21 protein-coding genes are annotated in these 26228 nt (G+C 70.6%); 3 read left to right on the top strand and 18 right to left on the bottom strand.

What is annotated here, in order from left to right; translation table 11 throughout:
- Positions 1-92: 92 nt before the first annotated feature.
- Positions 93-2252: a DEAD/DEAH box helicase gene (locus MTE01_RS02775; protein ID WP_103210344.1), complete on the bottom strand. Its 2160-nt coding sequence runs from the start codon at positions 2250-2252 to the stop codon at positions 93-95.
- Positions 2253-2522: 270 nt separating this feature from the next.
- Entirely contained in the window at positions 2523-4922 is a 2400-nt protein-coding gene (locus tag MTE01_RS02770; protein WP_141375578.1) for a heavy metal translocating P-type ATPase, read from the bottom strand.
- Between the two features lie 129 nt (positions 4923-5051).
- Between MTE01_RS02770 and MTE01_RS02765 the strand changes: the two genes are divergently transcribed.
- Positions 5052-6419 (top strand): MFS transporter, encoded by a 1368-nt coding sequence (locus MTE01_RS02765; RefSeq protein ID WP_141375576.1) that lies wholly within the window; start codon positions 5052-5054, stop codon positions 6417-6419.
- A gap of 114 nt (positions 6420-6533) precedes the next feature.
- Here the strand turns inward: MTE01_RS02765 and MTE01_RS02760 are convergent, their stop codons facing one another.
- The 5 genes from MTE01_RS02760 to MTE01_RS02740 are packed head-to-tail and all read right to left on the bottom strand — an operon-like array spanning position 6534 to position 9706.
- Entirely contained in the window at positions 6534-7478 is a 945-nt protein-coding gene (locus tag MTE01_RS02760) for a bifunctional riboflavin kinase/FAD synthetase (protein ID WP_103210851.1), read from the bottom strand.
- On the bottom strand, positions 7475-7894 hold the full coding sequence (locus MTE01_RS02755) for a hypothetical protein (RefSeq protein ID WP_103210338.1): 420 nt from the start codon (positions 7892-7894) through the stop codon (positions 7475-7477). The genes MTE01_RS02760 and MTE01_RS02755 overlap by 4 nt, the downstream gene beginning before the upstream one ends.
- A gap of 50 nt (positions 7895-7944) precedes the next feature.
- Entirely contained in the window at positions 7945-8313 is a 369-nt protein-coding gene (locus MTE01_RS02750) for a hypothetical protein (RefSeq protein ID WP_103210336.1), read from the bottom strand.
- Complete coding sequence (gene truB / locus MTE01_RS02745; RefSeq protein ID WP_141375574.1) at positions 8310-9203, bottom strand: tRNA pseudouridine(55) synthase TruB; 894 nt, start codon at positions 9201-9203, stop codon at positions 8310-8312. The genes MTE01_RS02750 and truB overlap by 4 nt, the downstream gene beginning before the upstream one ends.
- Positions 9203-9706, bottom strand: a complete 504-nt coding sequence (locus MTE01_RS02740) for a nucleoside/nucleotide kinase family protein (RefSeq protein ID WP_141375572.1) — start codon at positions 9704-9706, stop codon at positions 9203-9205. Before MTE01_RS02740 ends, truB begins: the two co-directional genes overlap by 1 nt.
- A 186-nt stretch (positions 9707-9892) precedes the next feature.
- Between MTE01_RS02740 and MTE01_RS02735 the strand changes: the two genes are divergently transcribed.
- Positions 9893-10771 (top strand): iron-sulfur binding domain-containing protein, encoded by an 879-nt coding sequence (locus tag MTE01_RS02735; protein WP_103210330.1) that lies wholly within the window; start codon positions 9893-9895, stop codon positions 10769-10771.
- A gap of 178 nt (positions 10772-10949) precedes the next feature.
- On the opposite strand, the gene rbfA is transcribed toward MTE01_RS02735, so the two are convergent.
- From rbfA to MTE01_RS02705, 6 genes are all read right to left on the bottom strand, one after another.
- Positions 10950-11426, bottom strand: a complete 477-nt coding sequence (rbfA, locus tag MTE01_RS02730) for a 30S ribosome-binding factor RbfA (protein ID WP_103210850.1) — start codon at positions 11424-11426, stop codon at positions 10950-10952.
- 200 nt (positions 11427-11626) lie between these two features.
- Positions 11627-14437: a translation initiation factor IF-2 gene (gene infB, locus MTE01_RS02725; protein ID WP_174799630.1), complete on the bottom strand. Its 2811-nt coding sequence runs from the start codon at positions 14435-14437 to the stop codon at positions 11627-11629.
- Positions 14438-14530: 93 nt separating this feature from the next.
- Positions 14531-14782, bottom strand: coding sequence for a YlxR family protein (locus MTE01_RS02720; RefSeq protein ID WP_103210325.1), 252 nt, complete (start codon positions 14780-14782; stop codon positions 14531-14533).
- Between the two features lie 34 nt (positions 14783-14816).
- The gene (nusA, locus tag MTE01_RS02715) at positions 14817-15806 is read right to left on the bottom strand and encodes a transcription termination factor NusA (RefSeq protein WP_103210323.1); all 990 of its coding nucleotides are present in this window, start codon (positions 15804-15806) and stop codon (positions 14817-14819) included.
- Between the two features lie 262 nt (positions 15807-16068).
- Positions 16069-16689: an HD domain-containing protein gene (locus MTE01_RS02710; RefSeq protein WP_103210321.1), complete on the bottom strand. Its 621-nt coding sequence runs from the start codon at positions 16687-16689 to the stop codon at positions 16069-16071.
- A 149-nt stretch (positions 16690-16838) separates the two neighbouring features.
- Positions 16839-19334: a glycogen/starch/alpha-glucan phosphorylase gene (locus MTE01_RS02705; protein ID WP_103210319.1), complete on the bottom strand. Its 2496-nt coding sequence runs from the start codon at positions 19332-19334 to the stop codon at positions 16839-16841.
- Positions 19335-19511: 177 nt separating this feature from the next.
- Between MTE01_RS02705 and MTE01_RS02700 the strand changes: the two genes are divergently transcribed.
- Positions 19512-20321: a DUF1206 domain-containing protein gene (locus MTE01_RS02700; RefSeq protein ID WP_141375570.1), complete on the top strand. Its 810-nt coding sequence runs from the start codon at positions 19512-19514 to the stop codon at positions 20319-20321.
- 8 nt (positions 20322-20329) lie between these two features.
- Here the strand turns inward: MTE01_RS02700 and MTE01_RS02695 are convergent, their stop codons facing one another.
- From MTE01_RS02695 to MTE01_RS02675, 5 genes are all read right to left on the bottom strand, one after another.
- The gene (locus tag MTE01_RS02695) at positions 20330-21151 is read right to left on the bottom strand and encodes an aldo/keto reductase (RefSeq protein ID WP_141375568.1); all 822 of its coding nucleotides are present in this window, start codon (positions 21149-21151) and stop codon (positions 20330-20332) included.
- A 146-nt stretch (positions 21152-21297) separates the two neighbouring features.
- Complete coding sequence (locus MTE01_RS02690) at positions 21298-23094, bottom strand: proline--tRNA ligase (RefSeq protein ID WP_141375567.1); 1797 nt, start codon at positions 23092-23094, stop codon at positions 21298-21300.
- An 82-nt stretch (positions 23095-23176) separates the two neighbouring features.
- Positions 23177-24310 (bottom strand): hypothetical protein, encoded by a 1134-nt coding sequence (locus MTE01_RS02685; RefSeq protein WP_141375565.1) that lies wholly within the window; start codon positions 24308-24310, stop codon positions 23177-23179.
- Entirely contained in the window at positions 24307-24837 is a 531-nt protein-coding gene (locus MTE01_RS02680) for an RNA polymerase sigma factor (protein WP_170210594.1), read from the bottom strand. Before MTE01_RS02680 ends, MTE01_RS02685 begins: the two co-directional genes overlap by 4 nt.
- Before the next feature lie 121 nt (positions 24838-24958).
- Complete coding sequence (locus MTE01_RS02675) at positions 24959-26143, bottom strand: benzoate/H(+) symporter BenE family transporter (RefSeq protein WP_141375563.1); 1185 nt, start codon at positions 26141-26143, stop codon at positions 24959-24961.
- Between the last annotated feature and the right edge of the window lie 85 nt (positions 26144-26228).

The following is a 26228-nucleotide window of genomic DNA, read 5'->3' as shown; positions in this document are numbered from 1 at the left end:
ACCCGACCCGCCGCGAACAGGAGACGGGCACCCCCTCCGCACGCACGAACGCCCCGACGCCGAAGCGGCCGGGGCGTTCGCGAGGGACCGTGTCAGGCCGCGCCGAGCGCCTGACGCAGCAGGTGCATGAGCGCCGACAGCTGCACCGAATCGCTCGAGCCGGGCTCGATCGCCTGGCCGTCGAGCGCGCGGGCCGCGAGGCCCTCCTTCGAGTCGATGAGCTCGGCGATCTTGGTGTCGATCGTGTGCGCGGCGATGATGCGCCACGCGGTCACGGGCTCCTCCTGGCCGATGCGGTGCACGCGGTCGATCGCCTGCGTCTGCTCGGCCGCGGTCCACGACAGCTCGGCGAGCACGACGTTGGAGGCGGCCTGCATGTTCAGTCCGACGCCGGCGGCCGTGAGCGAGCACACCGCGATGCCCACGTCGGGATCGCTGTTGAACGCGTCGATCGCGGCCTGGCGCGCGGTCGAGGTCTGCTCGCCGCGCACCGACACGGCCTTGAGGCCGGAGGCTTTGAAGTGGGCCTCCGCGGCATCCATCACGTCGATGTGCTTGGCGAAGAACACGACCTTGCCGACCGAGCGCTGCAACTGCACGGCGTAGTCGGCGGCGAGGTGCGCCTTGGCCTGGCCGATGCGGCGGACCATTGTGAAGACGTTCTCGCTGCCCGAGCCCGCGGCCTTGGATTCCTCGAGCTCACCGTGGGCGACGAGACGCACGATGTCGTCGTCGATCTCGCCGGCGGCGAGGCCCCGGTCGCCGCGCGCCTCGACGATGCGGCGGTACTTCGCGGCCAGCCGGGCACCGAGCTCGCGCTCGGCCTGACGGATCGACCGGCCGTATTCGTCGTCGAGCTCGACCGGGAGGTCTGCCACGAGCTTGTCGGGGAGGTCGGCGGCGACGTCTTTCTTCTTGCGCCGCACGATGCCCATCGAGATCACGGCCTCGCGCGCCTCGGGGTAGAACGCCTTGTCCGCGGGCGTGAGGCCCGTGGCATCCAGCTTCTCCATCAGCTCGGGACCGGGCTTCTCGCCGTTGGTCCAGCCAAGGAAACGCCAGATCGCGTCGAAATCCTCGACGTCGTTGATCAGCGGGGTACCGGTCAGCGCGAGAAGGAGCGGGTCGCGGGTCTGCTGACGGACACGGGATGCCAGGGCCAGCACGTTCTGCGAGCGCTGCGACGTGAGGTTCTTGATGAAGTGCGCCTCGTCGACGACGATGCCCTTGAGCCCGATCGACGACAGCCACGACAGATGCCGGTCGAGGATCTCGTAGTTGACGATGAAGATGTCGGCGAAGGCGTCGATGTCGGCACCGCCGCCCGAGATGACGGTGGCGCGTCGCTGCGGCGTCCACCGCTGCACCTCGCGGGCCCAGTTCATCTTCACGACGTTGGGGACGACGACCAGCAGCGGGTATGCGTCGGCCACGGATGCGGCGAGCACCGACTCCGCGGTCTTGCCGAGGCCCGGCTCGTCGGCGAGAAGGAACGAGCGGTGCCCGGTCCGGACGGCCTCGAGGAACCGCGACTGGTGCGGCATGACCTCGAGCCCGCGCGGCGAGAGCCGGTCGAACTCGGGGACGGGCGGCAGCTCCATGCTCGCGGCCGAGCCGCCGGCGCCGGTCTCGAACGCCTTGTACAGCGGTCCCATGAGCTCCCAGCCGTCGAGGCGACGACGCGGAGCGTCCCCCGTCGAGCGGGGCGTGAGGTCGGGGGCGAGGAAGGGGTTCGCCATCTGGCGCGCCTCGATCGAGGCGGGGATGACCTGCTTCTCGGCGAGCGCCGCGGGAACGACCGGGGCGGCCTTCGGCGTGTTGTCGGTGATGATGAGCTCGTCGGGCGGCAGCTCGGCACCGGACTCGAGCAGCCAGTCGCGGCGCATACGCCGGGCGACCGGCGACGTGGCCTGATCGACCTCGAGCAGCTGGATCAGCGACGTGTCGCGCGCGGCGGTCTTCGCGAGGATCGTGGCCACCCCGTCGAGTCGCTTGAGCAACTCGGCGCGCGCGGCGTCGGTGATCTCGGTATCGGCCTTGACCCGGGCGCGCTCCTCGCGCACGAGGAAAGCGATCACCTGGAACTTGACGCGGTTGGTGGGCCCGAGCTTTCCGCGCTGCGCCTTGGCCTCGATCTCGCGCACCTTGCGGGCGAGGATCGGGATGACGGGTGCTTCGTCGTCGCGTCGGGATGACGTGGTCTTCCTGCGTCGTTGGCTCGAGCCTCGGGACGCGGTTGCCGTAGTCGGCATGCTCCTCCTGAGCGTGTCGTCCGGATGACAATCCGGAGCGTCCGGCGAATGCCGGTGGATCAGTGACCCCGGGAGTTCGTCGCTCGAACCGCCGCCGAAGAAGCGGTGTCGGCGACCCGCAACGCGTCTACGCCGGAACGGCTCGCGAGGACAGCGGAAGTCGGGGTCGCCACCATTCTAGCGGTCGCAAGCCGCTTTCTGCGTGAGGTGCCGGAATTTCTCGCCGCGCAAGGCCGCGAGGCGGTAGTCCGCGGCACCTCGCGCGCACGATCACACCGCGCGTCGCAGCCTCAGGCTGTTCAGCACGACGAACACGCTCGAGAAGGCCATCGCGGCCCCGGCCAGCATCGGGTTCAACAAGCCCAGCGCGGCCAGCGGCAGCGCGGCGACGTTGTACGCGAACGCCCAGAAAAGGTTGCCGCGAATGACCCGCATCGTCCGTCGGCTGAGGGCGAGGGCGGTGACGATACCCCGCGGGTCGTCGCGCATGAGGGCCACGTCGCTCGCGTGCAGCGCGGCATCCGTCCCTCCGCCCATCGCGATCCCCAGATCAGCGGATGCCAGAGCCGCGGCGTCGTTGACCCCGTCGCCCACCATCGCGACGGTGCGCCCCTCCGCGCGGAGCGCCGCGATCGCGTCGACCTTCCCCTCGGGCAGCACCCCCGCGCGTACGCGTTCGATGCCCAGTGCATCGGCGACGGCGCGGGCGACATGCTCGTTGTCGCCGGTGAGGAGCACGGGCTCCAGGCCCATCTGGGTCAGCTGCGCGACCGCCGCGGCACTCTCGGGGCGGATCGTGTCGGCCACCTCGATGACGACCCGGGCGGTGGGGACGCCGTCGGGGTCGTCCCACCCGGCCACGACGACGGTGCCGCGCTGCTCCCCCGCCTCCACGGCGTCGGCGAGCGCCGCGGGCAGCCGCGCGCCGAGGTCCGCGGCGAGCGCCGGACGCCCCGCGAAGATCCGCACGCCATCCACGGTTCCCGTGACGCCCCGGCCGGGCAGGGCCTCGAGGTCCGTCGCCACCGCCACCGCCCCCTCCCCCGCGGCGGCGACGATCGCGTGGGCGATGGGGTGCTCCGACCCGCGCTCGACGGCGGCGACGCGGTGCAACGCGTCAGCGGCATCCTGACCATCGACGGTCGTGACGTGCGCCACGCTCATCCGGCCCGAGGTGAGGGTGCCGGTCTTGTCGAGCACGATCGTGTCGATGCGCTCGGCCGACTCCAGGGCCGCGGGTCCGGTGACGAGGATGCCGAGCTGCGCCCCGCGGCCGGTGCCGACGAGGATCGCGATGGGGGTGGCCAGTCCGAGAGCGCAGGGGCACGCGATGATGAGCACCGCGACGGCCGCGGTGAAGCCGGCGGCCACGGGTTGGCCGGCGAGGAGCCACGCACCGAGGGTCAGCGCGGCGAGGACGATGACCACGGGCACGAAGACGCCCGAGATGCGGTCGGCGAGACGCTGCACGCGGCTCTTGCCGAGCTGGGCGTCTTCGACGAGGCGGGCGATGCGCGCCAGACGGGTCTGCTCTCCCACTCCGGTCGCGCGGACGACGAGTCTGCCCCCCGAGGCGATCGTGCCGCCGGTGACGGTGGACCCCGGCCCGACATCGACGGGAAGCGCTTCGCCCGTCAGCATGCTCTCGTCGATGAAGGCGCGCCCCTCGATCACCTCACCGTCGGTGGCGACCGTGGCTCCCGGACGCACGACGAAGGCATCCCCGACCGCCAGCCGGTCGATGTCGATGCGGCGACCGTCGGCGAGCTCGGCGTCGCGCGCGCCCAGGTCGAGGAGGGCCCGCAGCGCGGCCCCGGCTCGGCGCGTGGAGCGCTGCTCGATCACCCGTCCGAGAAGCAGGAACACCGTCACCGCGGCCGCGACCTCGAAATAGACCACCGACGTCGCGTCGTGCACCGGGCCGAAGAGAACGACCTCGTGCCGGATTCCGATCCGCCCGGCCGTTCCGAACACGAGAGCCCACACGCTCCACAGGTAGGCGGCGAACGTGCCCAGGGTGATGAGCGTGTCCATGGTCGCGGCGCCGTGGCGGGCATTGCGCAGCGTGGCGCGGTGGAACGGCCAGCCACCCCACAGCACGATCGGGGTCGCGAGCACGAGCGACACCCACTGCCAGCCCGGGAACTGCACGGCAGGGATCATGCCGAGAGCGACGACAGGCATGGCGAGTGCGAGCGACACCCACAGCCGCACGCGGAGCGGAGTGGACTCGGGGGCGTCGCCGGTGTCGTGGACGTGGCCGCCGTGGTCCGCGGCCCCGTCGAGGGCGCGGCCGGTCGTGGCGTCGACGTCGCCGCCGGGCGCGGGAACAGCGACGGGCCGGGGGGCCGGAGTGTCGGCATCCGGTCGCTCGTTCGTCGGGAGCGGGAGGGATGCCGCGACCTCCGCCGTCGTGTCGCGAGACGAGGACCGCGGGCGCACGGTGGCGTCGTAGCCGGCGGCGCGCACGGCCGCGACGAGAGCCGAGGGGTCGAGGTCGGCCGGGTACCGGACCCGCGCGGTCTCGGTCGCGAGGTTGACCGCGGCCTCGACGCCGTCGACGCGGCCGAGCCGCTTCTCGACCCGAGCGACGCAGCTGGCGCAGGTCATGCCCTCGATGTCGAGCACGGCTTCCGCGGTCGACGTCGGGGATTCGGTGTTGTCGCGCATGGCTTCTCCTCCGGTCACTCCGTCCAGAACAGGATACCCCCTGGGGGTATTCCTCGGACGCGTCCCCGACACCATCGGAGACGCTGTCCACCCCGCGCGCACGATCACCGGGGACCGTACGCTGGGGCCATGGCCGAGACGATGACACGCGAGCAGCGGGTCGTCCTGTCGATCGCCGTCCTGGCCTCGTTCGTGTCGTTCCTCGACGGGACAGTGGTCAACGTCGCACTCCCCGCCATCGCGGGCGAGCTGGGCGGCGGACTCTCGACGCAGCAATGGGTCGTCGACGCCTACCTGGTGACGCTCGGCGCGTTCATCCTGGTCGCGGGATCACTGAGCGACGTCCTCGGGCGCATCGTGGTGCTGCGAATCGGTCTCATCGGTTTCGGAGTCACCTCACTGGCGATCGCCGCCGCCCCCACCGCCGAGTTCCTCATCGTCGCCCGCGCACTGCAGGGCATCGCCGGCGCCCTCCTCGTCCCGAGCTCTCTGGCCCTCATCACCTCCACATTCCGCGGGCCCGCCCAGGCCCGCGCGATCGGAATCTGGACCGGTGCGACGACCGTCGCCATGATCGCCGGTCCCCTCATCGGCGGCATCTTCGTCGACACGCTGTCGTGGCGCCTGGTGTTCCTGGTGAACGTGCTGCCCATCGCGGTGACCATGTGGTTGCTCGCCCGTCTCGGTCACCGCGATCACCGCCGGCCCGGCGCCCGCGTCGACATCCTCGGCGCGGTCCTGTGCGCCCTGGGCCTCGGCGGCATCGTCTTCGCCCTCATCGAGCAACCCAACCTCGGCTGGGCGTCCCCCGTCATCTGGCTCCCCGGGGTCATCGGCATCCTGTCGTTCGCGGGTTTCCTCCTGCGTCAGCGCACGGCCCGCGACCCGATGATGCCGCTCGACCTCTTCCGCTCGCGCAACTTCTGGGCGGGCAACCTCGCGACCGTCTTCGTGTACGCCGCACTGTCGCTCAACGGGTTCGTGGTGAGCGTGTACCTGCAGCAGGGCGCGGGGCTGCCCGCCACCCTCGCCGGGCTCGCGTCGCTGCCGAGCACCGTGTTGATGATCCTGCTCAGCTCGCGGATGGGCGCCCTCGCGGGGCGCTTCGGCCCGCGCCTGTTCATGACGCTCGGACCGATCGTGATGGCGGCCGGGGCGCTGCTGCTGCTGAACGTCAGCGGCGACTTCGACTACTGGACGCAGGTCCTGCCCGGCGTCGTCGTGTGGGGCCTGGGGCTCACCGCCACCGTCTCACCGCTCACCGCGGCCGTGCTCGGGGCCATCAACACCGAGCGTTCCGGCATCGCCTCGGCCGTCAACAACGCCGTCTCGCGCGTCGCGGGGCTCCTGGCGATCGCCGCCGTCTCGGCGGTCGTGGGCGGCTCCCTCGACCTCGGCGGCTTCCACCGCGCCGCCGTCTTCACGGCCGCGCTGATGCTGCTCGGGGCCGCGGCGTCGTTCCTCGGCATCCGGAATCACCTGTCGCGGCAGGACTGAACGGCGACCGAGGACGCCGGCACCACCTGTTGCGGCGGACGCACCGGAGAGCAGGACGCGCACCGTACGAAGGGCCACACACCTTCGCCGGGGCGATGCCCCGAGACCTCGCACTCAGCGCAGGATCGCCCGCGCCCGCTCCACGTCGTCCGCCATCTGCACCAGCAGCGCGTCGATGCCGTCGAAGGCCGTCATCTCGCGCACTCGTTCGACGAAGCGCACCTCGACGTGATGGCCGTACAGGTCGAGACCGGTCTCGTCGATCACGTAGGCCTCGACCTGGCGCGCGTGCACGTCGTCGAACGTCGGGTTGGTGCCGACGCTGATCGCGGCCGGGTAGCTGATGCGTCGTGCGCCGTCGACGTCGACGAGCCAACCGGCGTAGACACCGTCCGCGGGGATGAAGCCCTCGAGATCGGGCGACAGGTTCGCGGTCGGGTAGCCGAGCTCACGGCCTCGCTTGAGTCCGTGCACGACCTCGCCCCACACCGAGGGAGCCCGCCCGAGCAGGCGCGCGGCCGTGGCGACGTCGCCCGCCGACAACGCCTCGCGGATCCAGGTGGATGACACCCGCCGGTCCGCGTGGACGGCGCGCACGTCGTCCACCACGTCGACGCGGAACCCGTGTTCCGCGCCCATGCGCGTCAGCAGGTCGGGGTCGCCCTCTCCCCCGGCGCCGAAGCGGAAGTCACGTCCCACGAGCACTGTGCGCGCCTGCAGCGCCTGCACGAGCACCCTCAGCACGAAGTCCTCGGCGGGGATCGCGGCCAGCTCTTCGTCGAAGGTGAGCAGCAGCGTGGCATCCACCCCGGCGCGCTCGAGCAGGTCGAGCTTCTGGTGCGGCCCGATGACGTCGGGAGGGCACTTCTCGGGGCGCAGCACGCTCAGCGGGTTGCGGTCGAAGGTCACCGCGACAACCCGCGCCCCGTCGGAGGCGTCGATGCGCGCGCGATCGATCACGGCACGGTGCCCGGTGTGCACGCCGTCGAACTTGCCGATCGCCACCACCGAGGGACCGAAGTGCGCCGGCACCTCCGCGGGGTCGCGGAAGACGATCACCGGGTCGCCCGGCGGTGACGTGTGAGCCACCAGAGTCCGAGGAAGGGCAGCACGAGGGGGATGAACAGATACCCGTAGCCGTAGACCGACCACACCGTCGGGTGTTGGAACAGCTCGGGCAGCACCAGGCTCAGGGTTCCCACGACGAGAACGCCGACCAACTCGAAACCGATCGCGACCCACGCGATCCGGTACCAGGCCGGTCGCGCCGAGAAGACGAGCGCAAGGGTCGCGAGAATGTAGACGACCGCCGCGAGAGCCGACAGCGAGTATGCGAGGGGGGCGTCGGCGAACTCGCGCACGATCTGCACGAACGAGCGGCCCGTGGCGGCGAGCGCCATGATGCCGTAGACGACGACGAGGACACGGCCGATGCCGGTCATCCCCCGGGAGCGGGTGGGAGTGGTGGATGCCATGACCTGTCGATTCTAGTTCGCTCGCGGCTTCGGCGAGCGGGGCTCCGGCGTCAGGCGATCTGCACGGTCCAGATCTGGTGCATGCGCCACACCATCACGGCCACGGCGAGGGCCGCGACCCCCATGACGACGGTGCTCCAGCGACTGCGCTCCAGAAGGGCCCACGCGGCTCCCGCCACGGGCACGAGCGCGGCCGAGACGAGGTACGTCCAGAACTCCAGCAGGCTCCCGGTGGGCGGGTTGCCGGCCAACGGCGCGATGATCGCCACGACGATCTGCACGAGGAGCAGCAGCTCGATGAGGGCGAGAGAGCCGACCGTGACGTCTCCGGGACGCCGGCCGATGAGACCGGCTGTGACCGCGACGAGACCCGCGATCACGGCGATCCCCACCTGTGCGAGCGTGAACCACAGGATCATCGGGCGACCTCCTCGGGCATGTTCATGACGCTCTTGAGCTGCGTTCCGCGCTTCTCGACGACGCCGATCAGGCGTCCCTCGGGGTCGATCGCGGCAGCGACCGCACCGGTCAGGCGGCCTCCCCCGTCGATGCGCTTGCCGTGCCGCAGATCTCGCGCCTCTTCCTCACCCACGGCGAGGACGCTCATCACGACGGCCGCCGCGGTCGCGGGCGCGACGAGGGCGTCTTCGGCGATGTCGTCGACGGATGCCGCGGCGGCGACGTCGAACGCCCCGATGCGCGTACGACGCAGAGCCGTGAGGTGCCCTCCGATGCCGACCGCGCGACCGAGGTCGCGGGCGAGAGCGCGGATGTACGTGCCGCTCGTGCAGTCCACGACCACGTCGAGCTCGATCGCATCGTCGCCGCGACGCATCTCGCGCACGTGGAATCGCGACACCGTGACGCTCCGCGCTCTCAGCTCGACCTCTTCGCCGGCGCGCGCGAGGTCGTAGGCGCGACGGCCCGCGACCTTGATGGCCGAGACGGTGCTGGGCACCTGCTGGATGTCGCCGGTGAGGGCGGAGATGCCCGCGGCGATGGCCTCATCGGTCACCGCCGCGACGTCGGCGGCATCCGCCCGCGCCGATTCGACACCGTCGGCGTCGTCGCTGTCGGTGGCGACGCCGAGCAGAATGGTGGCCTCGTAGGTCTTGTCGGCGCCGACGATGTAGGTCAGCAACCGCGTCGCCCCCTCGACGCCGAGCACGAGCAGGCCCGTGGCCATCGGGTCGAGCGTGCCGGCGTGGCCGATCTTGCGGGTTCCGAGCGCGCGCCGGGCGCGCGAGACGACGTCATGGCTGGTGATGCCTCCGGGCTTGTCGACCAGGAGGATTCCGGGACGCACCATCAGCAGAAGTCTCCGAATACCTGCACGGGGTGCGAGGGGTCGGAGTTCTCGACGATGACGGACGCTTCGGCCTTGGGGCGCACCGTGCGGAGGTACTGCTTCTCGGTATCGGGGAGCTCGGGGCGCGGGGTGCCGATGGGCGGGTTGCTCTCGAGCCAGATCGAGAAGTTCCACAGGCCGCGCACTTCGGGGCGGTGCAGGAAGCGGCCCGATACGACGAGCACCGCGTCGCTCGGAGCGACGTACCCGGGACCGAACGCCTCGCCCGCCCGGAACGGCGTGATCAACCACTCGCGCACCTCGGGCGCACCGTCGGCGACGGAGACATGGAACACCGCCGTGCCCTCGTCGGCGATCGCCTTCTCGAACTCGCCCGCGAAGTCCATCGCCGCGCCGAGGTCGAGAGCATCGACCGCCACGACGACGTGCCCCGCGCGGGCGTTCTGCCGCATCAGGTCGCGCAGGCTCCGCTGCAGGGTCTCGACGGGGTTCTCACTCGACATGCCTCCAGCCTAGGGTCGACCACCGACACCCGACCGCTCCCGCGGCCCCGTGCCAGCCCGGTCTCGGCGTCCCCCGTCACACATAAACGCGATCGACGCGCAGAAACGCGTGCAGCCCGTGTTCATGCGCGCGAACGGCGTTCGTGCGTGAAGTCCGGCCCCCGTTGACGACCGTAGGCTGGACGGATGCCAGGACTCGCCGCCCCGCTCATCGCGTGGTACCGCGACGCGGCCCGCGACCTCCCCTGGCGCCGCGAGGGATTCGGCGCCTGGGGCACGCTCGTGAGCGAGTTCATGCTGCAGCAGACGCCGGTGAACCGCGTCGTCCCCCACCTGGAAGCGTGGCTGACCCGTTGGCCGACGCCGGCCGACCTCGCCGCCTCTCCCCCGGGCGATGCCGTCACGCAGTGGGCGAACCTCGGCTATCCGCGGCGCGCGCTGTGGCTGCATCGCGCCGCCGTCGAGATCCGCGATCGTCACGACGGCGTCGTTCCCCGCGACGTCGATGCGCTTCTGGCCCTCACCGGAATCGGCGACTACACCGCGAGGGCCGTCGCCGTCTTCGCCTACGGCGATCGGCATCCGGTCGTCGACACGAACACCCGCCGCGTGCTCGCCCGTGCGGTCGAGGGTCGCGCGCAGCCCGGTCCGCCGAACCGCCGCGACCTCGAGGCGATGGAGGCCGAGCTCCCCGCCGACATCGCCGAGGCCGCGATCGTCAACGCCGCCGCGATGGAGCTCGGCGCGATCGTCTGCACCGCCCGAGCGCCGAAGTGCGAGGCATGTCCCCTCGCGGCGCAGTGCGCATGGCGGGCGGCCGGGTATCCGGCATCCGAGGACCGTCGGCGCAAACAGGCCACGTACGAGGGCAGCGATCGGCAGACCCGCGGGGCGGTGCTGAAGACCCTTCGCGAGGCCGCGCCCGCGGCGGTCCCGGCGTTCGCGATAATCCCCGAATGGCCGGATGCCGCGCAGCGCGACCGCGCGATCGACTCGCTCATCGCCGACGGCCTTGTCGAAGCGGTCGACGATCACCTGCGTCTGCCCGGCCACCCGGCATCCTGAATCCGAGTCCGCTTCGACACCCACCGTCCTGCGGACCCGACACCCGACTCGCCGCCCCGTTCCCGCCCCGGACCGGCGTGTCACTCTTCTCATCTGCAGGACGGCGGTCCGGATGCCGCAGCAAGACGAACGGCCGGACTCCGCCGATGAGGCGGGGTCCGGCCGTGTGGTGTCGAGGTCAGGCGCGCGGGGCGTCGTCCTCGTCGAGGTCGTCGTCTGCGGCGTCCTCATCGTCGTCCTCACGCGGTTTGACGTACGGATCGGCATCGCCGGCGTACGCGGCCGAGGCGGCGAGGCCCGCGACCGACTCGTCGCGCTCGCGCGCTTCGCGCAGCAGCGCCGAGATGTGATCGGCGTTCTCGGGGATCGCGTCGAGGATGAACTCGAGCGACGGGGTCAGGCGCGTGTTGAGGTTCTTGCCGACCTCGCTGCGCAGCATGCCGGTCGCCGACTTGAGCGCGGCGGCGGTGTCGGCGCGGTGCGCTTCGTCGCCCATGACGGTATAGAAAACCGACGCGTGCTGGAGGTCACCCGTGACCCGCACGTCGGTGATGGTGACGAATCCGAGCCGCGGGTCGCGCAGCCCCTTCTCGAGGCGCTCGGCGAGCACCACGCGAATCCGGTCCGCCACTCGGGCCTGTCGTTCCCCTGCCACTGCCTTCTCCTTCTTCTCCATACCACCGCGCGTGGATCGCAGCGGCGGGCGTCCCGTCACGGAGCCGCCCCAGCGTAGGCCGGAGGGGGTGTGCATTCCTCCGAGCATCGGGGTAGGGGCCCCGCTCTGCTCGGGGGAATGCACACCCCCGCAGGCCGAAGCGGGAGCCGCGCCCATGACGCGACTCCCGCTCGATGTGATCAGCCTCGCGGCTTCTCGACCATTTCGGTGGTCTCGATCTCGTCACCGATCTGGATGTCGTTGAACTTGCCCAGACCGATACCGGCCTCGAAGTCCGTACGCACCTCGGTGACGTCGTCCTTGAAGCGACGCAGCGACTCGATGGCCAGGCCGTCGGCCAGCACGACGCCATCGCGGATGACACGTGCCTTGGCGTTTCGCGTGATCGTTCCCGATCGCACGATGACACCGGCGATGTTGCCGAACTTCGAGGAGCGGAACACCTCGCGGATCTCGGCGACACCCGACTGCACCTCTTCGAACTCCGGCTTGAGCAGGCCCTTGAGCGACTGCTCGACGTCGTCGATCGCGTTGTAGATGACCGAGTAGAACCGCACGTCGACACCCTCGCGGGCGGCGCGCTCACGGGCCTTCGTGTCGGGACGGACGTTGAAGCCGATCACGATCGCGTTGTCGATCGTGGCCAGGTTGATGTCCGACTCGGTGATCGCACCCACACCGCGGTGGATGATGCGCAGCTGGACGCTGTCGTCGACCTCGATCTTGAGCAGCGACTCTTCGAGCGCCTCGACGGCACCCGACACGTCACCCTTGATGATGAGGTTGAGCGACTCGACCTTGCCCTCTTCGAGAGCGCGGGTGAAGTCCTCGAGCGAGATGCGCTTGCGGGCCTTGGCCAGCTGGGCATTGCGCTCGGCCGCTTCGCGCTTCTCGGCGATCTGACGGGCGGTGCGGTCTTCTTCGGTGACGATGAAGACGTCGCCGGCGCGGGGCACGGAGTTGAGGCCCTGAACCGAGACGGGACGCGACGGGTAGGCCTCTTCGACCGCTTCGCCGTTCTCGTCCATCATCGCGCGGACGCGGCCGTACGCCGTTCCTGCGACGATCGCGTCGCCGACGCGGAGGGTTCCGGACTGGATGAGCACCGTGGCGACCGAACCGCGACCCTTGTCGAGCTTCGCCTCGATCGCGACACCGCGGGCCGCCTTGTTCGGGTTGGCCGTGAGGTCGAGACCGGCGTCGGCGGTGAGCAGGACCGCATCCAGGAGGGCCTGGATGTTGAGGTTCTGACGAGCCGAGACGTCGACGAACATGACGTCTCCGCCGTACTCCTCGGCGACCAGACCGTACTCGGTGAGCTGCTGGCGCACCTTGGCCGGGTTGGCGTCGGGCTTGTCGACCTTGTTGACCGCGACCACGATCGGCACGTTCGCCGCCTGGGCGTGGTTCAGCGCCTCGACCGTCTGGGGCATGATGCCGTCGTCGGCCGCGACCACGAGGATCGCGATGTCGGTCACCTGCGCACCACGGGCACGCATGGCGGTGAACGCCTCGTGACCCGGGGTGTCGATGAAGGTGATCGCGCGCTCGATGCCCTCGTGCTCGGTCCAGATCTGGTACGCACCGATGTGCTGCGTGATGCCGCCGGCCTCGCCCGCTACCACGTTGGTCTGGCGGATGGCGTCGAGCAGTCGCGTCTTACCGTGGTCGACGTGGCCCATGACGGTGACCACGGGAGGACGGATCTCGAGATCGTCCTCGCTCTCGGCCTCGAGTTCGGCGTCGAGGTCGAGACCGAAGCCCTCGAGGAGCTCCTTGTCTTCGTCCTCGGGCGAGACCATCTGGATCTTGTAGCCGAGCTCGGCTCCGAGCACCTCGAAGGTGGCCTCGTCGAGCGACTCGGTCGCGGTGGCCATCTCGCCCAGGTTGAACAGGATGGTCACGAGCGTGCCGGGCTGCACGGTGTAGCCGCGCAGGGCCTCGAGCTTGTCCGCGAAGTCGGCGATGGAGGCACCGCGACGCAGGCGGATGATCTCGCCGTTGCCCTTCGAGACGTTGACGCCGCCGACGACCGGCGCCGACCGCATCTCGAACTCCTGCCGCTTCGCCCGACGCGACTTACGCTGCTTGGACTTGCCGCCGCCCTTACCGAAGGCACCCGCGGTGCCGCCGCCGGGACCACGGCCACGGCCACCGCCGCCACCGGGACGACCGGCGAAACCACCGGCCGGAGCGCCGCCACCGGGGCGCTGGAAACCGCCACCGGCGCCGCCGGGACGACCGGGACCGCCGGGACGCTGCTGGAACGGAGCGCCGGGACGACCGCCACCGCCGGGACGACCGACACCACCGGGGCGCGGGGCACCGGGACGCGGAGCGCCGGGGCGCGGAGCCTGCGGACGCGGGATGTTGCCGGGGGTCGGGCGCTGGCCCATGCCCTGCGCCGAGGCGAAGGGGTTGTTGCCCGGACGGGGGCCGGCGGGACGCTGACCCATGCCCTGCGAGGACGCGAAGGGGTTGTTGCCCGGACGGGCTCCACCCGGACGCGGGGGCGCGCTGGGGCCGGGCTTGGGGGCACCGGCACCGGGTGCCGCAGCACCGGGGGTCGGCGCGGTCGAGCCGGGGCTCGGCGGCGACGACGGAGTCGACGGCTTCGCCGCAGACGCGGCTGCGGGAGCCGGGGCGGATGCCACGGGCGCAGCCTCGGCCGGAGCCGCTGCGGGAGCAGCGGGGGCCGCGGGCTTCGCAGGTCCGGGCGTGGGACCCGACGGACGGTTGCCGGGGGTCGCGGCCGGACGAGCCGGGCCGGGACGGGCGGCGGGGCGCGCCGCGGAGGCGGCGGGCTTGGCATCCGAAGAGGAAGACGAGCCTTCGGAGGCCAGCGCAGCGCGGAGCTTACGGGCGACCGGGGGTTCGATGGTGGATGAGGGGCTCTTGACGAATTCGCCGAGCTCCTTCAGCTTCGCAAGCGCGACCTTGCTGTCGACGCCGAGCTCGGAAGCGATCTCGTGCACGCGTGGTTTTGCCACAATTCTCCTGTCTGAGGGCCTACCCCGGACAGGGCAGACCGTTAGTTGCGGACGGGTCTCATTTCGAGCCGTTCACTTCGTGTCCATAGCCGTTCAGCCTTTTCGCTGGTGGTGTGATTCGAAGGTCTGCGTGTCAAGCGGGCCTGACACACGCAATGCTCGTACGAAGGCGCGGCGTGCAAGCGCTTTGCTCACACACGCGTCCGTCTCGTGCACCCACGCGCCCCGACCGGGAAGAACCGCTCGCTCGTCTGCGACGAGGACGGATCCGTCCGCGACCACACGCAGAAGCGAGGATCGGGGGGCACGTGCGCGGCATCCGACGCACGTTCGTACGGCTTCCATCCTACACCTCGCGATCGTGGGGACGATCGGACGTTCAGTTGTCTTCGAGGATGCTGTCGGGCTGGATGTCGATCTTCGCGCCGGTCAGCTTGGCGGCCAGACGAGCGTTCTGACCCTCTTTGCCGATCGCCAGCGACAGCTGGTAGTCCGGCACGAGCGCGCGGACGGCCTTGGTCGTGGCATCCAGGACGAACGACGAGGTGACCTTCGCCGGCGATAGGGCGTTCGCGACGAAACGCGGCAGCTCGGCGTCGTAGTCGATGATGTCGATCTTCTCGCCCGAGAGCTCTTCGGTCACAGCTCGCACGCGGCGGCCGAGCTCGCCGATGCAGGCGCCCTTGGCGTTGACCGTCGGGTCGGTCGCCTGGACGGCGATCTTGGAGCGGTGGCCGGCCTCGCGAGCGAGCGAGACGATCTCGACCAGGCCCGCGGCGATCTCGGGGACCTCGAGCGCGAAGAGCTTGCGGACCAGACCCGGATGGGTGCGCGAGACGGTGATCTGCGGACCCTTGTTGCCCTTGGAGACGCTGGTGACGTAGACGCGCAGGCGCGAGCCGTGCGCATAGGTCTCGCCGGGCACCTGCTCCTCGGGCGGGAGGATGGCCTCGACGGTGCCGAGGTCGACGTGCACCATGCGCGGGTTGGGGCCCTGCTGGACGACGCCGGCGACGATGTCGCCCTCTTTGCCGCGGAACTCCCCCAGCACGGCGTCGTCGGCGATGTCTCGCAGACGCTGGCTGATGACCTGCTTGGCGGCGAAGGCGGCGATGCGACCGAAGTCGTCGGGGGCCTGCTCCTCCTCGCCGATGATCGCGCCCTCGTCGTCGGTGACGGGGGTGAAGATGCCGACGTGACCGGTCTTGCGGTCGAGGGTGGCGCGAGCCCCCGCGGGGATCTCACCGGTCGGCGAGATGTGCTTCGCGTAGGCGGTCAGGATCGCCTGCTCGATGATGCGCGCGAGTTCGTCGAAGGGGATCTCCTTCTCGCGTTCGATCGTCTTCAGTAGTGCGAGATCGATGTCCACAAGGCCCTCCGTTGTTCAGCTTTCGTCGGCACGACCGGCGCCGACAACCCTCCTACGATACCCGGGATACCACGCCCGTCGCGACCCGAGCACGACCGGCGACCCACGTCTACAGGCGTTTCCCGGGTGCCGCACGAATCAGCCACACGCAGGGCGCAGCGTCTCCGGGGCGCGGGACCGCGCGAAACTCCGGAGAGATGAGGGCCGGACCGGCCGCGATCCGCGGGAACAGGCCGTCACTCGGGCGGTCGCGCTCGGATTCTCAGGAGTTCGGCTCCGCCGCGACCCGCTCGAGCGGGTGGGCGGCGAGCTTGTCCACCACTCCCCCGTCGACCAGCCGCCGGGCTGTGGTGTCGGGCTTTCGCGCGGCCTGATCCAGGACGCACGCGCCGAACTCGGCCGCGAGCGTCCCGCGCGGATATGCGGCCAGCACCTCGCGCACGAAGTCGGCGGGCAGCGCATCCGGGCGCGCGCCGGTGATGTCGAGCGCCGTCGCCGTCTCGAGCAGGTAGCCTTCGGCATCCAGATCGGGGTCGACGCTCGGCCAGTTGTGCCGCACGATCACGTCGAGGACGCGTTCGCGCCGGTCCCGGGGCCAGCCCGCACCGGCCGTGAGAGCGATGCCCACGTGACCGCCGGCGTGCTCGTACGACAGCGTGTGGTTGTCGAACTCGGTCACGGTGCCGATGTCGTGCAGGACGGCGGCGACGTACAGCAGCTCGTGGTCGACCGCGACGATGCCGTCGACCACCGCGAAGGCCTCGGCCCACAGCCACGAGCGCAGGGCATGCGCGGTGAACGCCGGCGACTGGTACTCCCGCGCCAGGGCGAGGGCGCCGCGCGCGGCGCGGGTGTCGGGCACGGGGAAGTCGGCGAGCTGCATGGGGCCTCCGGGATCGGGTCCCCTCACCCTCGCAGAGTCGTGGTCCGCGGGGCAGCGCCGCGACGGTCATCCGCCGTCGTCTTGCTGCCAGGCGCTTCCGGATGCCGCGACCTCGGCGCGCGCCCGGGTCGCGGCATCCGGAAACCGCGTCAGCTCACCGGGGTGGCGTGCCAGATGCGCTCCAGGTAGTCGCGCATGGCGCGGTCCGACGAGAAGTACCCGCTGCGCGCGACGTTGAGGATGGCCGCGCGTACCCACCCGTCCTGATCCGCGTAGGCGGCGTCGACGCGATCCTGCGCGTCGAGGTACGACGAGAAGTCGGCGAGCGCCATGAACCGGTCTTCGTACAGCAGGTTCGACACGAGCGGTTCGAACACGGTGCGGTCGCCGCCCGAGAAGGCGCCCGCGGCGATGAGGTCGATGGCGCTCCGCAGCCGCTCGTCCCCCTGGTAGAAGTCGGCGGGGCGGTAGCCCTCGGCCCACAGGGCCTCGACCTCGGGCTCGCTCATTCCGAAGAGGAAGAAGTTGTCGTCGCCGACGAGCTTGCGGATCTCGACGTTGGCTCCATCGTCGGTGCCGATCGTGAGCGCGCCGTTCAAGGCGAGCTTCATGTTGCCCGTGCCCGACGCCTCCTTGCCGGCGAGCGAGATCTGCTCCGACAGGTCGGCGGCGGGGATGATGCTCTCGGCGAGCGTGACGTTGTAGTTCGCCGGGTAGAGCACCTTGAGCTTGCCCTGCACGCGCTCGTCGGCGCTCACCACCTCGCCGACGGCGTTGATGAGGTGGATGATGCGCTTGGCCATGCCGTAGCCGGGGGCGGCCTTGGCGCCGAAGAGGAACGTCCGCGCCTGCACATCGGCGATGTCCAGACGACCCGACACGATGCCCTCGTAGGTGCTGACGATATGCAGTACCTTCAGCGTCTGCCGCTTGTACTCGTGCAGGCGCTTGATCATGACGTCGAGCATGTGACCGTCGTCGAGGGCGTCCTCCCCGCGGGCTTCGAGCACGCGGCTCAGGCGACGCTTGTTCGACACCTTCACCGCCGCGAAGCGCTCCCGGAAGTCCGCGTCGTCGGCCAGGGCCTCGAGGCCGCGGAGGCGCTCGAGGTCGACGGTCCACCCGGCGCCCAGGGCCTCGGTGATGAGCGCAGACAGATCGGGGTTCGCCAGGCGCAGGAAGCGGCGGGGCGTGACGCCGTTGGTGACGTTGGTGAACTTGTCCGGCCACATCGCGGCGAAATCCTTGAGCACGTTGTCGCGCAGCAGCTGCGAGTGCAGCTCGGCGACGCCGTTGACCTTGGAACCCGCCACCGTGGCGAGGTAGGCCATGCGCACGGAGCGGTAGGGGTGCTCACCGATGATCGACATGTTGCGGATGAGCATCTCGTCGTCGCCGAAGCGCTCGCGCACCTCGAGCAGGAACTCGTCGTTGATGCGATAGATGATCTCGAGATGGCGAGGGAGCAGGCGGCCGAGCAGGTCGACCGACCAGACCTCCAGCGCCTCGGGCAGCAGCGTGTGGCACGTGTACGCGAAGCACTTCTGGGTGATGGCCCAGGCGGCATCCCACTCGAGCTTCTTCTCGTCGACCAGCACGCGCATGAGCTCGGGCACGCCGATGACCGGGTGGGTGTCGTTGAGCTGGAAGATCACGCGCTCGGGGAGCTGCTCGAGGTCGAAGTCGCCGGGCAGGACGTTCTCGATGAAGTCGGCGATGGATGCCGCGACGAAGAAGTACTGCTGCTGCAGGCGCAGTTCTTTACCCTGGGGCGTGGAGTCCTCGGGATAGAGCACCTTCGAGATGTTCTCGGCGAAGGTCTGCGCGCGCACCGACTGGACGTAATCGCCGGAGTTGAAGGTGTGCAGATCGAACGCGTTGGTGGCGACCGCTCGCCACAGGCGGAGGGTGTTGACGCGGCCGTTGTGGTAGCCGGGGACCATCATGTTGTACGGCACCGCGAGCACGTTCCACTCGGGCACCCAGCGGGTGCGTTCGACGCCGTCGTCGTCGTAGGTCTCGGTGGTGCCGGCGAACGAGATGGTCTGCGCGGCCTCGGGGTGGGCGAAGTCCCACGGCGAGCCCATGCGCAGCCACGCGTCGGGCTGCTCGATCTGCTGACCGTCGGCGAACGCCTGACGGAAGATGCCGTACTCGTAACGGATGCCGTAGCCGATCGTGGGCACGCTCATCGTCGCGAGAGAGTCGATGAAGCAGGCGGCGAGACGCCCGAGCCCGCCGTTGCCGAGACCGGGTTCGATCTCGACCTGACGCAGGTCGTCGATGTCGATGCCGCACTGCGCGAGGGCCTCGGTCGCGATGTCGGTCAGACGCGCCGCGAGCAGGTTGTTGTCGAGCTGTCGGCCCAGCAGATACTCGGCCGAGAGGTAGCAGACGGTCTTCGCCTGCTGCGTCTTCTGCTGCGCCCGGTCGTCGAACCAGCGCGCCATCAGGTAGTCGCGCACCGTGTAGGCGAGGGCGAGGTACTGATCGTTGACGTCGGACGTCGACAGGGTCACGCCCTGGTCGAAGTTGAGGTTCTGCAGGAACTGTTTCGCGAAGCCGTCGACGGATGCCGCGGGGGCGACGACGGGCGCGATGGCGAGCGGGTGCGTGGGGCGCAGCTCAGAGGTGTTCTCGGGCATGTTCCGACCGTAGACAGGTGCGCCCCGCACTGCCAAGGCGGCAACCGCAACGACACAGGATCTTCACCCGTTCGCCGCACGGGATCTTCCGCACGGCGGCGGCGGACGACCGGATGCCGACACCCCCTTGGCGCAGTCGGATTGTCGCCCGTGCGGGAATGGGCATACGGTTCCGGGATGCCGTCCTCCGCCCGCACCGCCGCCCGTGAGGTCGAAGCGAACCCCGCTTTCCGGGTCGCTGCGCGAGCGGGTTATGCCGCCAACGGCATCCTGCACCTGCTCATCGGCGGACTCGTGATCGCGGTCGGCTTCGGCGCGAAGGAGGACAGCGACCAGACGGGGGCGTTCCGAGCGCTCGCCGCGGCGCCGCTCGGAGCAGCGGCGCTCTGGGCCCTCGCGGTCGGGCTCGTCGCGCTGGGCGTGTGGCACCTGCTGCAGGCGTTCGCACCGCGGCGCCTCACGCTGTGGAGCCGCATCGGGCGGGTCGTCACCGAAGCGCCGCAGGGCCTGATCTTCGTCGCGATCGGCCTCGTGTCGGCATCCGTCGCCCTGGGTGCCCGCCCGCGCGCCGAGCAGGCGGCGGAGAGCCTCAGCGAAGGCGTGCTGTCGTGGCCCATCGGCGGGTTCGTGCTCGGGGCGGTCGGCCTCGCGGTCGCCGGTGTCGGGGTCGGGTTCGTCTGGATGGGGCTGCGACGGTCGTTCCACGCGAAGGTGCGCACGCCCGACGGCCCCGGGGGTTTCGCGCTCACCGCACTCGGGGTCGTCGGCTTCGCGGCCAAGGGCGTCGCGCTGGTCATCGTGGGCGTGCTCGTGGTCGTCGCCGCGGTCACCGTCGAACCCGACACGGCGGGCGGTCTCGACGGCGCGACCTCCGCGCTCGTCGCGCTGCCCGCGGGACCGATACTCGCGTCACTGGTCGGGCTGGGTTTCCTCGCCTACGGGGTGTTCACCGTGTTCCGCGCCCGCTACGCCCGTCTCGACGCCTGACCCGCGACTCAGTCGAGGTCGGGGTTCCGACCGGTCCGCTCCCCCGTGTCGAGGGTCGCGATCGCCTCATGGTCGTCGGCGTCGAGCGCGAAGTCGAAGACGTCGCCGTTCTCGCGGATGCGGTCGAGCGACACCGACTTGGGGAACACCACGAGCCCACGATCGAGGTGCCAGCGCACGACGACCTGGGCCGGGGTCTTGCCGTGCTTCTCGGCGATTCGGGCGAGCAGGGGTTCGTCGAGCAGACCTCCACGCGCGAGCGGTGCCCACGACTCGGTGACGATCTCGTGGGCGGCGTGCCAGTCGACGAGCGCGTCCTGCGGGAACCGCGGGTGCAGCTCGACCTGGTTCACGGCGGGGAGGACACCCGTCTCCTCGCGCAGACGCTCGAGGTGCGGCACGGAGAAGTTGCTGACGCCGATCGAGGTGGCGCGCCCCTCCTCCTGCAAGCGCTGCAGGGCCCGCCAGGTGTCGACGTAGCGATCGGCGCTGGGGATGGGCCAGTGGATGAGGTACAGGTCGACGCGGTCGAGGCCGAGCTTCGCCGCACTGGTGTCGAAGGCGCGCAGCGTTTCGTCGAACCCCTGGTCGTCGTTCCAGACCTTGGTGGTGACGAAGACCTCGTCGCGCTCCAGGCCCGAGGCGCGCAGGCCCTCGCCCACCTCGGCTTCGTTGCCGTACAGCGCGGCTGTGTCGATGTGCCGATAGCCGGCGGCGAGGGCTCCGGCGACGAGGTCGGTGGTGACCTCCGCCGGCACCTTGTAGGTGCCGACTCCCAGTTGGGGAATCGTCGAGCCGTCGGACAGGGGCAGGCGGGGAGCCGAGATCATGGCATCCACGCTACCGATGCCAGGGTCGCGCGGGTGCCCTCCAGACGCCGCGAGACGGCATCTCGCTGAGAAGACGACTGCAGGTTGCAACCGACATGTCAGCGAGATGCAGCCTCGCGGTGGGGAGGCGCCGGGGAGGCAGGGGGTCAGCGCGTCAGCGCGGCCACGGCGTCGTCGACCGACACCGTCTCGCGCTCACCCGTGCGGCGGTCCCACAGTTCGACCTGACCCTCGGCCGCTCCGCGGCCGACGATGAGGATGCGCGGGATGCCGACGAGCTCGGCGTCGCCGAACTTCACGCCGGGCGAGACCTTCGGGCGGTCGTCGTACAGCACGTCGAGGCCGGCGGACTCGAGCTGCTCCGAGACGGAGGCCGCGAGCTCGAACGCCACGGCGTCGCGGCCGGTGGCCACCACGTGCACGTCGAACGGAGCGACCGACGAGGGCCAGATGAGCCCCTTGGCGTCGTTGTTGAGCTCGGCGATGATCGCGAGGATGCGGGTGACGCCGATGCCGTACGACCCCATGGTGACGGTGGCGAGCTTGCCGTTCTCGTCGAGCACCTTCAGACCCAGGGCCTCGGCGTACTTGCGACCGAGCTGGAAGACGTGGCCGATCTCCATGCCGCGCGCGAGCTCCACGGGGCCGGAGCCGTCGGGGGCGGGGTCGCCCTCACGCACGGTCGAGACCTCGACGAAGCCGTCGCCGACGAAGTCTCGGCCCGCGACGAGGGAGTGCACGTGCTTCTGGTCGATGTTGGCGCCGGTGATCCACGCGGTGCCGTCGACCACGCGGGGGTCGAGGTAGTACCGGATCTTCGTCGCCGACTCCTCGCCCAGCACCGCACCGGTGGGCGACCAGGGGCCGATGTAGCCCTTGACCAGCAGCGGGTTCTTCGCGAAGTCCGCTTCGGTGGCGGCCTCGACCTCGGCCGGGGCGAAGGCGACCTCGACGCGCTTGTCGTCGACGTCGCGGTCGCCGGGCAGGCCCACGACGACGAGCTCGCGCGTGCCGTCGAGGTGCGTGAGGGCGAGCACGACGTTCTTCAGCGTGTGCGCCGCGGTCCAGGCGGTCGCCTCGGCCGTCGCGGGACCGGCGATGCCGCGGGCCGGGGCGTCGAGGTGCGCGTTCGAGTGATCGACGAGGGTGGCGATCGTGGGCGTGTTCGGCGAGTCGAAGACGACCGGCTCGGACTGGCCTTCGAGGGGGAGCGCATCGGGGACGACCGTGGTGAACGCCTCGACGTTGGCCGCGTAACCGCCGGCCGAGCGCACGAAGGTGTCCTCGCCGATCGGCGTCGGGTGCAGGAACTCCTCCGACTTCGAGCCGCCCATCGCCCCCGCATCGGCGGCCACGATGACGTACTCGAGGCCCAGGCGGGTGAAGATGCGCTCGTACGCGTCGCGCTGAGCCTGGTACGAGGCGTCGAGTCCGGCATCCGTCGCGTCGAACGAGTACGCGTCCTTCATGGTGAACTCGCGTCCGCGCAGGAGGCCCGCGCGGGGACGCGCCTCGTCGCGGTACTTGTCCTGGATCTGGTAGATCGTCAGCGGTAGGTCCTTGTACGACGAGTACAGGTCCTTCACCAGCAGGGTGAACATCTCCTCGTGCGTCGGCGCGAGCAGGTAGTCGGCACCCTTGCGGTCCTGCAGGCGGAACAGCGCGTCGCCGTACTCCTCCCAGCGGCCGGTGACCTCGTAGGGCTCACGCGGCAGCAGCGCCGGGAAGTGCACCTCGAAGGCACCCGCGTTCGCCATCTCTTCGCGGACGATCGCCTCGATCTTGGCCTTGACCCTCAGGCCGAGCGGCAGCCACGCGAAGACGCCCGGGGCGTTGCGACGGATGTAGCCGGCGCGCACGAGCAGGCGGTGGCTCGTGACCTCGGCATCCGAGGGATCTTCGCGAAGCGTGCGGAGGAAATAGTTCGACAGACGGGTGACCACGAGAGACGAGTCTAGGGCGCGGGGGTGGGAGGGGCGGATGCCGGGGTCCTCGCCGCCATGTCGATGGCGAGGCCCCCGGTGATCACAGGAGGGGGAGGACCTTCTGCGCGATGGTCGTCGCGCGGGGCAGGTCGCCACCGGCGGGCAGGAGGTTGAAGGGAACGTCCACGAGGAGCAGGTTCTCACCGTCGCTCACGGCGAGGACCTCGCTCCCGCCCCCGTCGATCCCGTCGTGCCACGAAACCCAGTAGGCCTCCGCCGCCCCGGCGACATCCGTCCTCTGCCCTCCCGCCGCCGCGATGCTCGGAACGTTCACCGCACCGCCCGCGATGACGGACACCGTCGCGCTCCACGACGCGTAGATGTCCTCTGAGGGAGCGGCGACCCGGCACGCCCCGTCGCGCCCAGAGGTCGCGTCGACCTTCTCGACGGTCACATCAGGAAGTGACAAGCTCTCGGCGTCGATGACCTCTGCCACCCGCGCACAGTCCGGCGCAGACCACCAGGTCGGAAGCGCCGTTGCCGCCACGCCGACCGGATACCGGCTGATCCGCGAGAGCACGGCATCGAGCACACGGTCCGCACCCGCCGAGACGACGTCCCCCCGAACGCTACTGATGCGTACCCACGCGTTCATACCGTCGGCGGCGCCCTGCCGGGTGCAGAGCAACCTGCCGTAGTTGTCGCGGCACCCCGGGTCTTGGACCAACGCCGGGTTCGTCGGCTGCTGCCCGTCGGGGAAGACACCCACCTCGACGAAGGCCGCAGAGTACTCCTCGGAGGAGTACCAGAGGCACTCGATGCCACCGCGAACGGTGGCGGCGCTGTCGATCCAGTCCGGCCCGACCCTCCCCATCTTCATGCCGGCGGCAGCGTCGAGGTCGGCTCCGTCGATCACGTTGTCGCACGCCCCATCGAACGGCGCGGACCCCCGCGGGAGCACCACCGGCTCCTGCGTCGGCGTCGCCGTCGGGGTCGGCACAGGCACGGGCGCCGCCGTCACAGTCGGACTCGGCGACGGCGTCGTCGCGATCTCGGGCGCGCTGAGCGTCGAGGTCACCGCCACTCCCCCGGCGATCGCGACCACCATCGCCGCGGCCACGGAGCCCGCGATCCACGCGTTGCGGTGCGCCCCGACGGGCTTGATGCCGTGGGCGCCGCCCACGATGCGGGCGCGCAGGGCCGCGCGCTCGGAGGGCGTCAGTTCGTCGTTCATGCCCGTGCCCCTTCCAGCGCGAGCTCGTCGCGCAATTTCGCTTTGGCGCGGGCGAGCCGCGATTTGACCGTTCCGGCCGGGATGCCGAGGGCTTGAGCGATCTCGCGCTCGGCATATCCCTCGAGCACCGACAGCACCACCACCGCCTGCTCACGTTCGGGCAGACGCTTCAGCGCCGAGAGCACCCCGCTGTCGTCCGGCGCGTCGGTCGACACGTGCTCGGCGACGGGGGCCCGGTCCAGCAGGGCGCGATAGCGCCTGCTCGACCGCTCCAGGTTCCGGGCACTGTGCGCCACCGTCGTCAGCAGCCACGGCAGCGGAGACCCATCGACCAGACGCACCGAGGCGCGTTTGCGCCACAGCTCGAAGAAGGCCACGGTCACGGCATCCTTCGCATCCTCCCGATGGGTCAGCAGCCGAGTCGCATGGCGGAACAGCCGCGTCTCGTGCCGATCGAACAGCGCGGCGAGCGCGAGCTCGTCGCCTTGGCGTACCCGGTCCCACAGCCCGGCGTCGTCTTCATCCACACTCGGTAATGTCCGCGGGGGCGCCATCGGTTCCCTTTCCGGCGACGAGATCGATAACGAAACGGTGACGGTCCACGAGGTTCGTGCCGTACGGCGACGCGACCGTCGTCAGGCTGGGGGCTCAGGCCGCCCGGCGGCCCACGTGCAGCACCGCGCGCACCACGAGCCCCGCGACCAGGGCCCAGAACGCCGCGCTCACCCCGAACACCGCGATCCCGGACGCCGCGACGAGGAACGTGACCACCGCGGGCACCCGCTCGCCGGGGTCGTCGATCGCCTGCTGGATCGCCGAACCGAAGGCGCCGAACAGCGCCACACCCGCGACCGCCGGGATGACGCCCGCCGGCGCCAGCAGCACGATGGCCGCGAACGCCGCCGACAGGGCGCCGAGGACGAGATAGGTGCCCCCGGCCGACACCCCCGCGACCCACCGCTTCTTCGAGTCGGGGTGCGAGTCGGGGCCGGCCGCGATCGCCGCGCTGATCGCGCCGAGGTTCATCGCGTGGCCGCCGAACCCGGCCGCGGCAGCCGAGCCGAGACCGGTGACGAGCATCGCGGGGCGCCACGGGATCGTGTAGCCCAGGCTGCGCATCACCGCGACTCCGGGCACGTTCTGCGATGCCATCGTCACCACGAACAGCGGCACCGCGATGCCCACGACCGCACCGACCGTGAGAGAGGGAGCCGTGAACTCCAGGCGCGGCATCAGGGTCGCGGCATCCGCGTCCACTCCCGTTCGGGCCAGCTCCACCGCGACCACCGCGATCGCCGCGACGAAGGCGAGCGGCACAGCCCAGCGGGGAAGAAACCGGGATGCCACGAGCCACACGAGCAGCACGGGTGCCACACCCCAGGGGTCGTTCACGAGACCGACGAACGGCGCCACACACAGCGGCAGCAGGACACCGGCGAGCATCGCCTGCGCGATCGAGGCCGGGATCCGCGCGATGAGGGCGCCGAGCGGGGGGAACAGCGCCGTGCAGAGGATCAACGCGGCGGAGACGAGGAAGCCGCCGACCACCGCCGGCCACCCGCCGTCGACGGCACCGGTGGCCGCCAGAAGCGCGACGCCGGGGGTCGACCAGGCGACGGTGATCGGAATGCGGTAGCGCCCGGCGAGAACGATGCAGCCGATGCCGACGACGAGGGTGATCGCGAGCAGGCCACTGGCCGCTTGAGCGGGAGTCGCCCCCACGGCACGCAGGCCCGTGAGCACGACGGCGAAGGTGCTGGTGAACCCGACGAGGGCGGTGACGACCCCGGCGACCAGCGGGCGGGCGAGGGAGGGCGGCGAGGTGTCGGCCATAGGCCCCCGAGGCTACCGGATGCCCAGAGGCGCCCCGTGCCCGGCTGGGCCTGCGCGCTGGGGGTCGTCACCCTTCGGGTGTGGG

Source organism: Microbacterium testaceum (assembly GCF_006539145.1).
In the GTDB taxonomy this organism is placed as follows: domain Bacteria; phylum Actinomycetota; class Actinomycetes; order Actinomycetales; family Microbacteriaceae; genus Microbacterium; species Microbacterium testaceum.
This window is presented reverse-complemented; position numbering and strand designations above follow the sequence as displayed.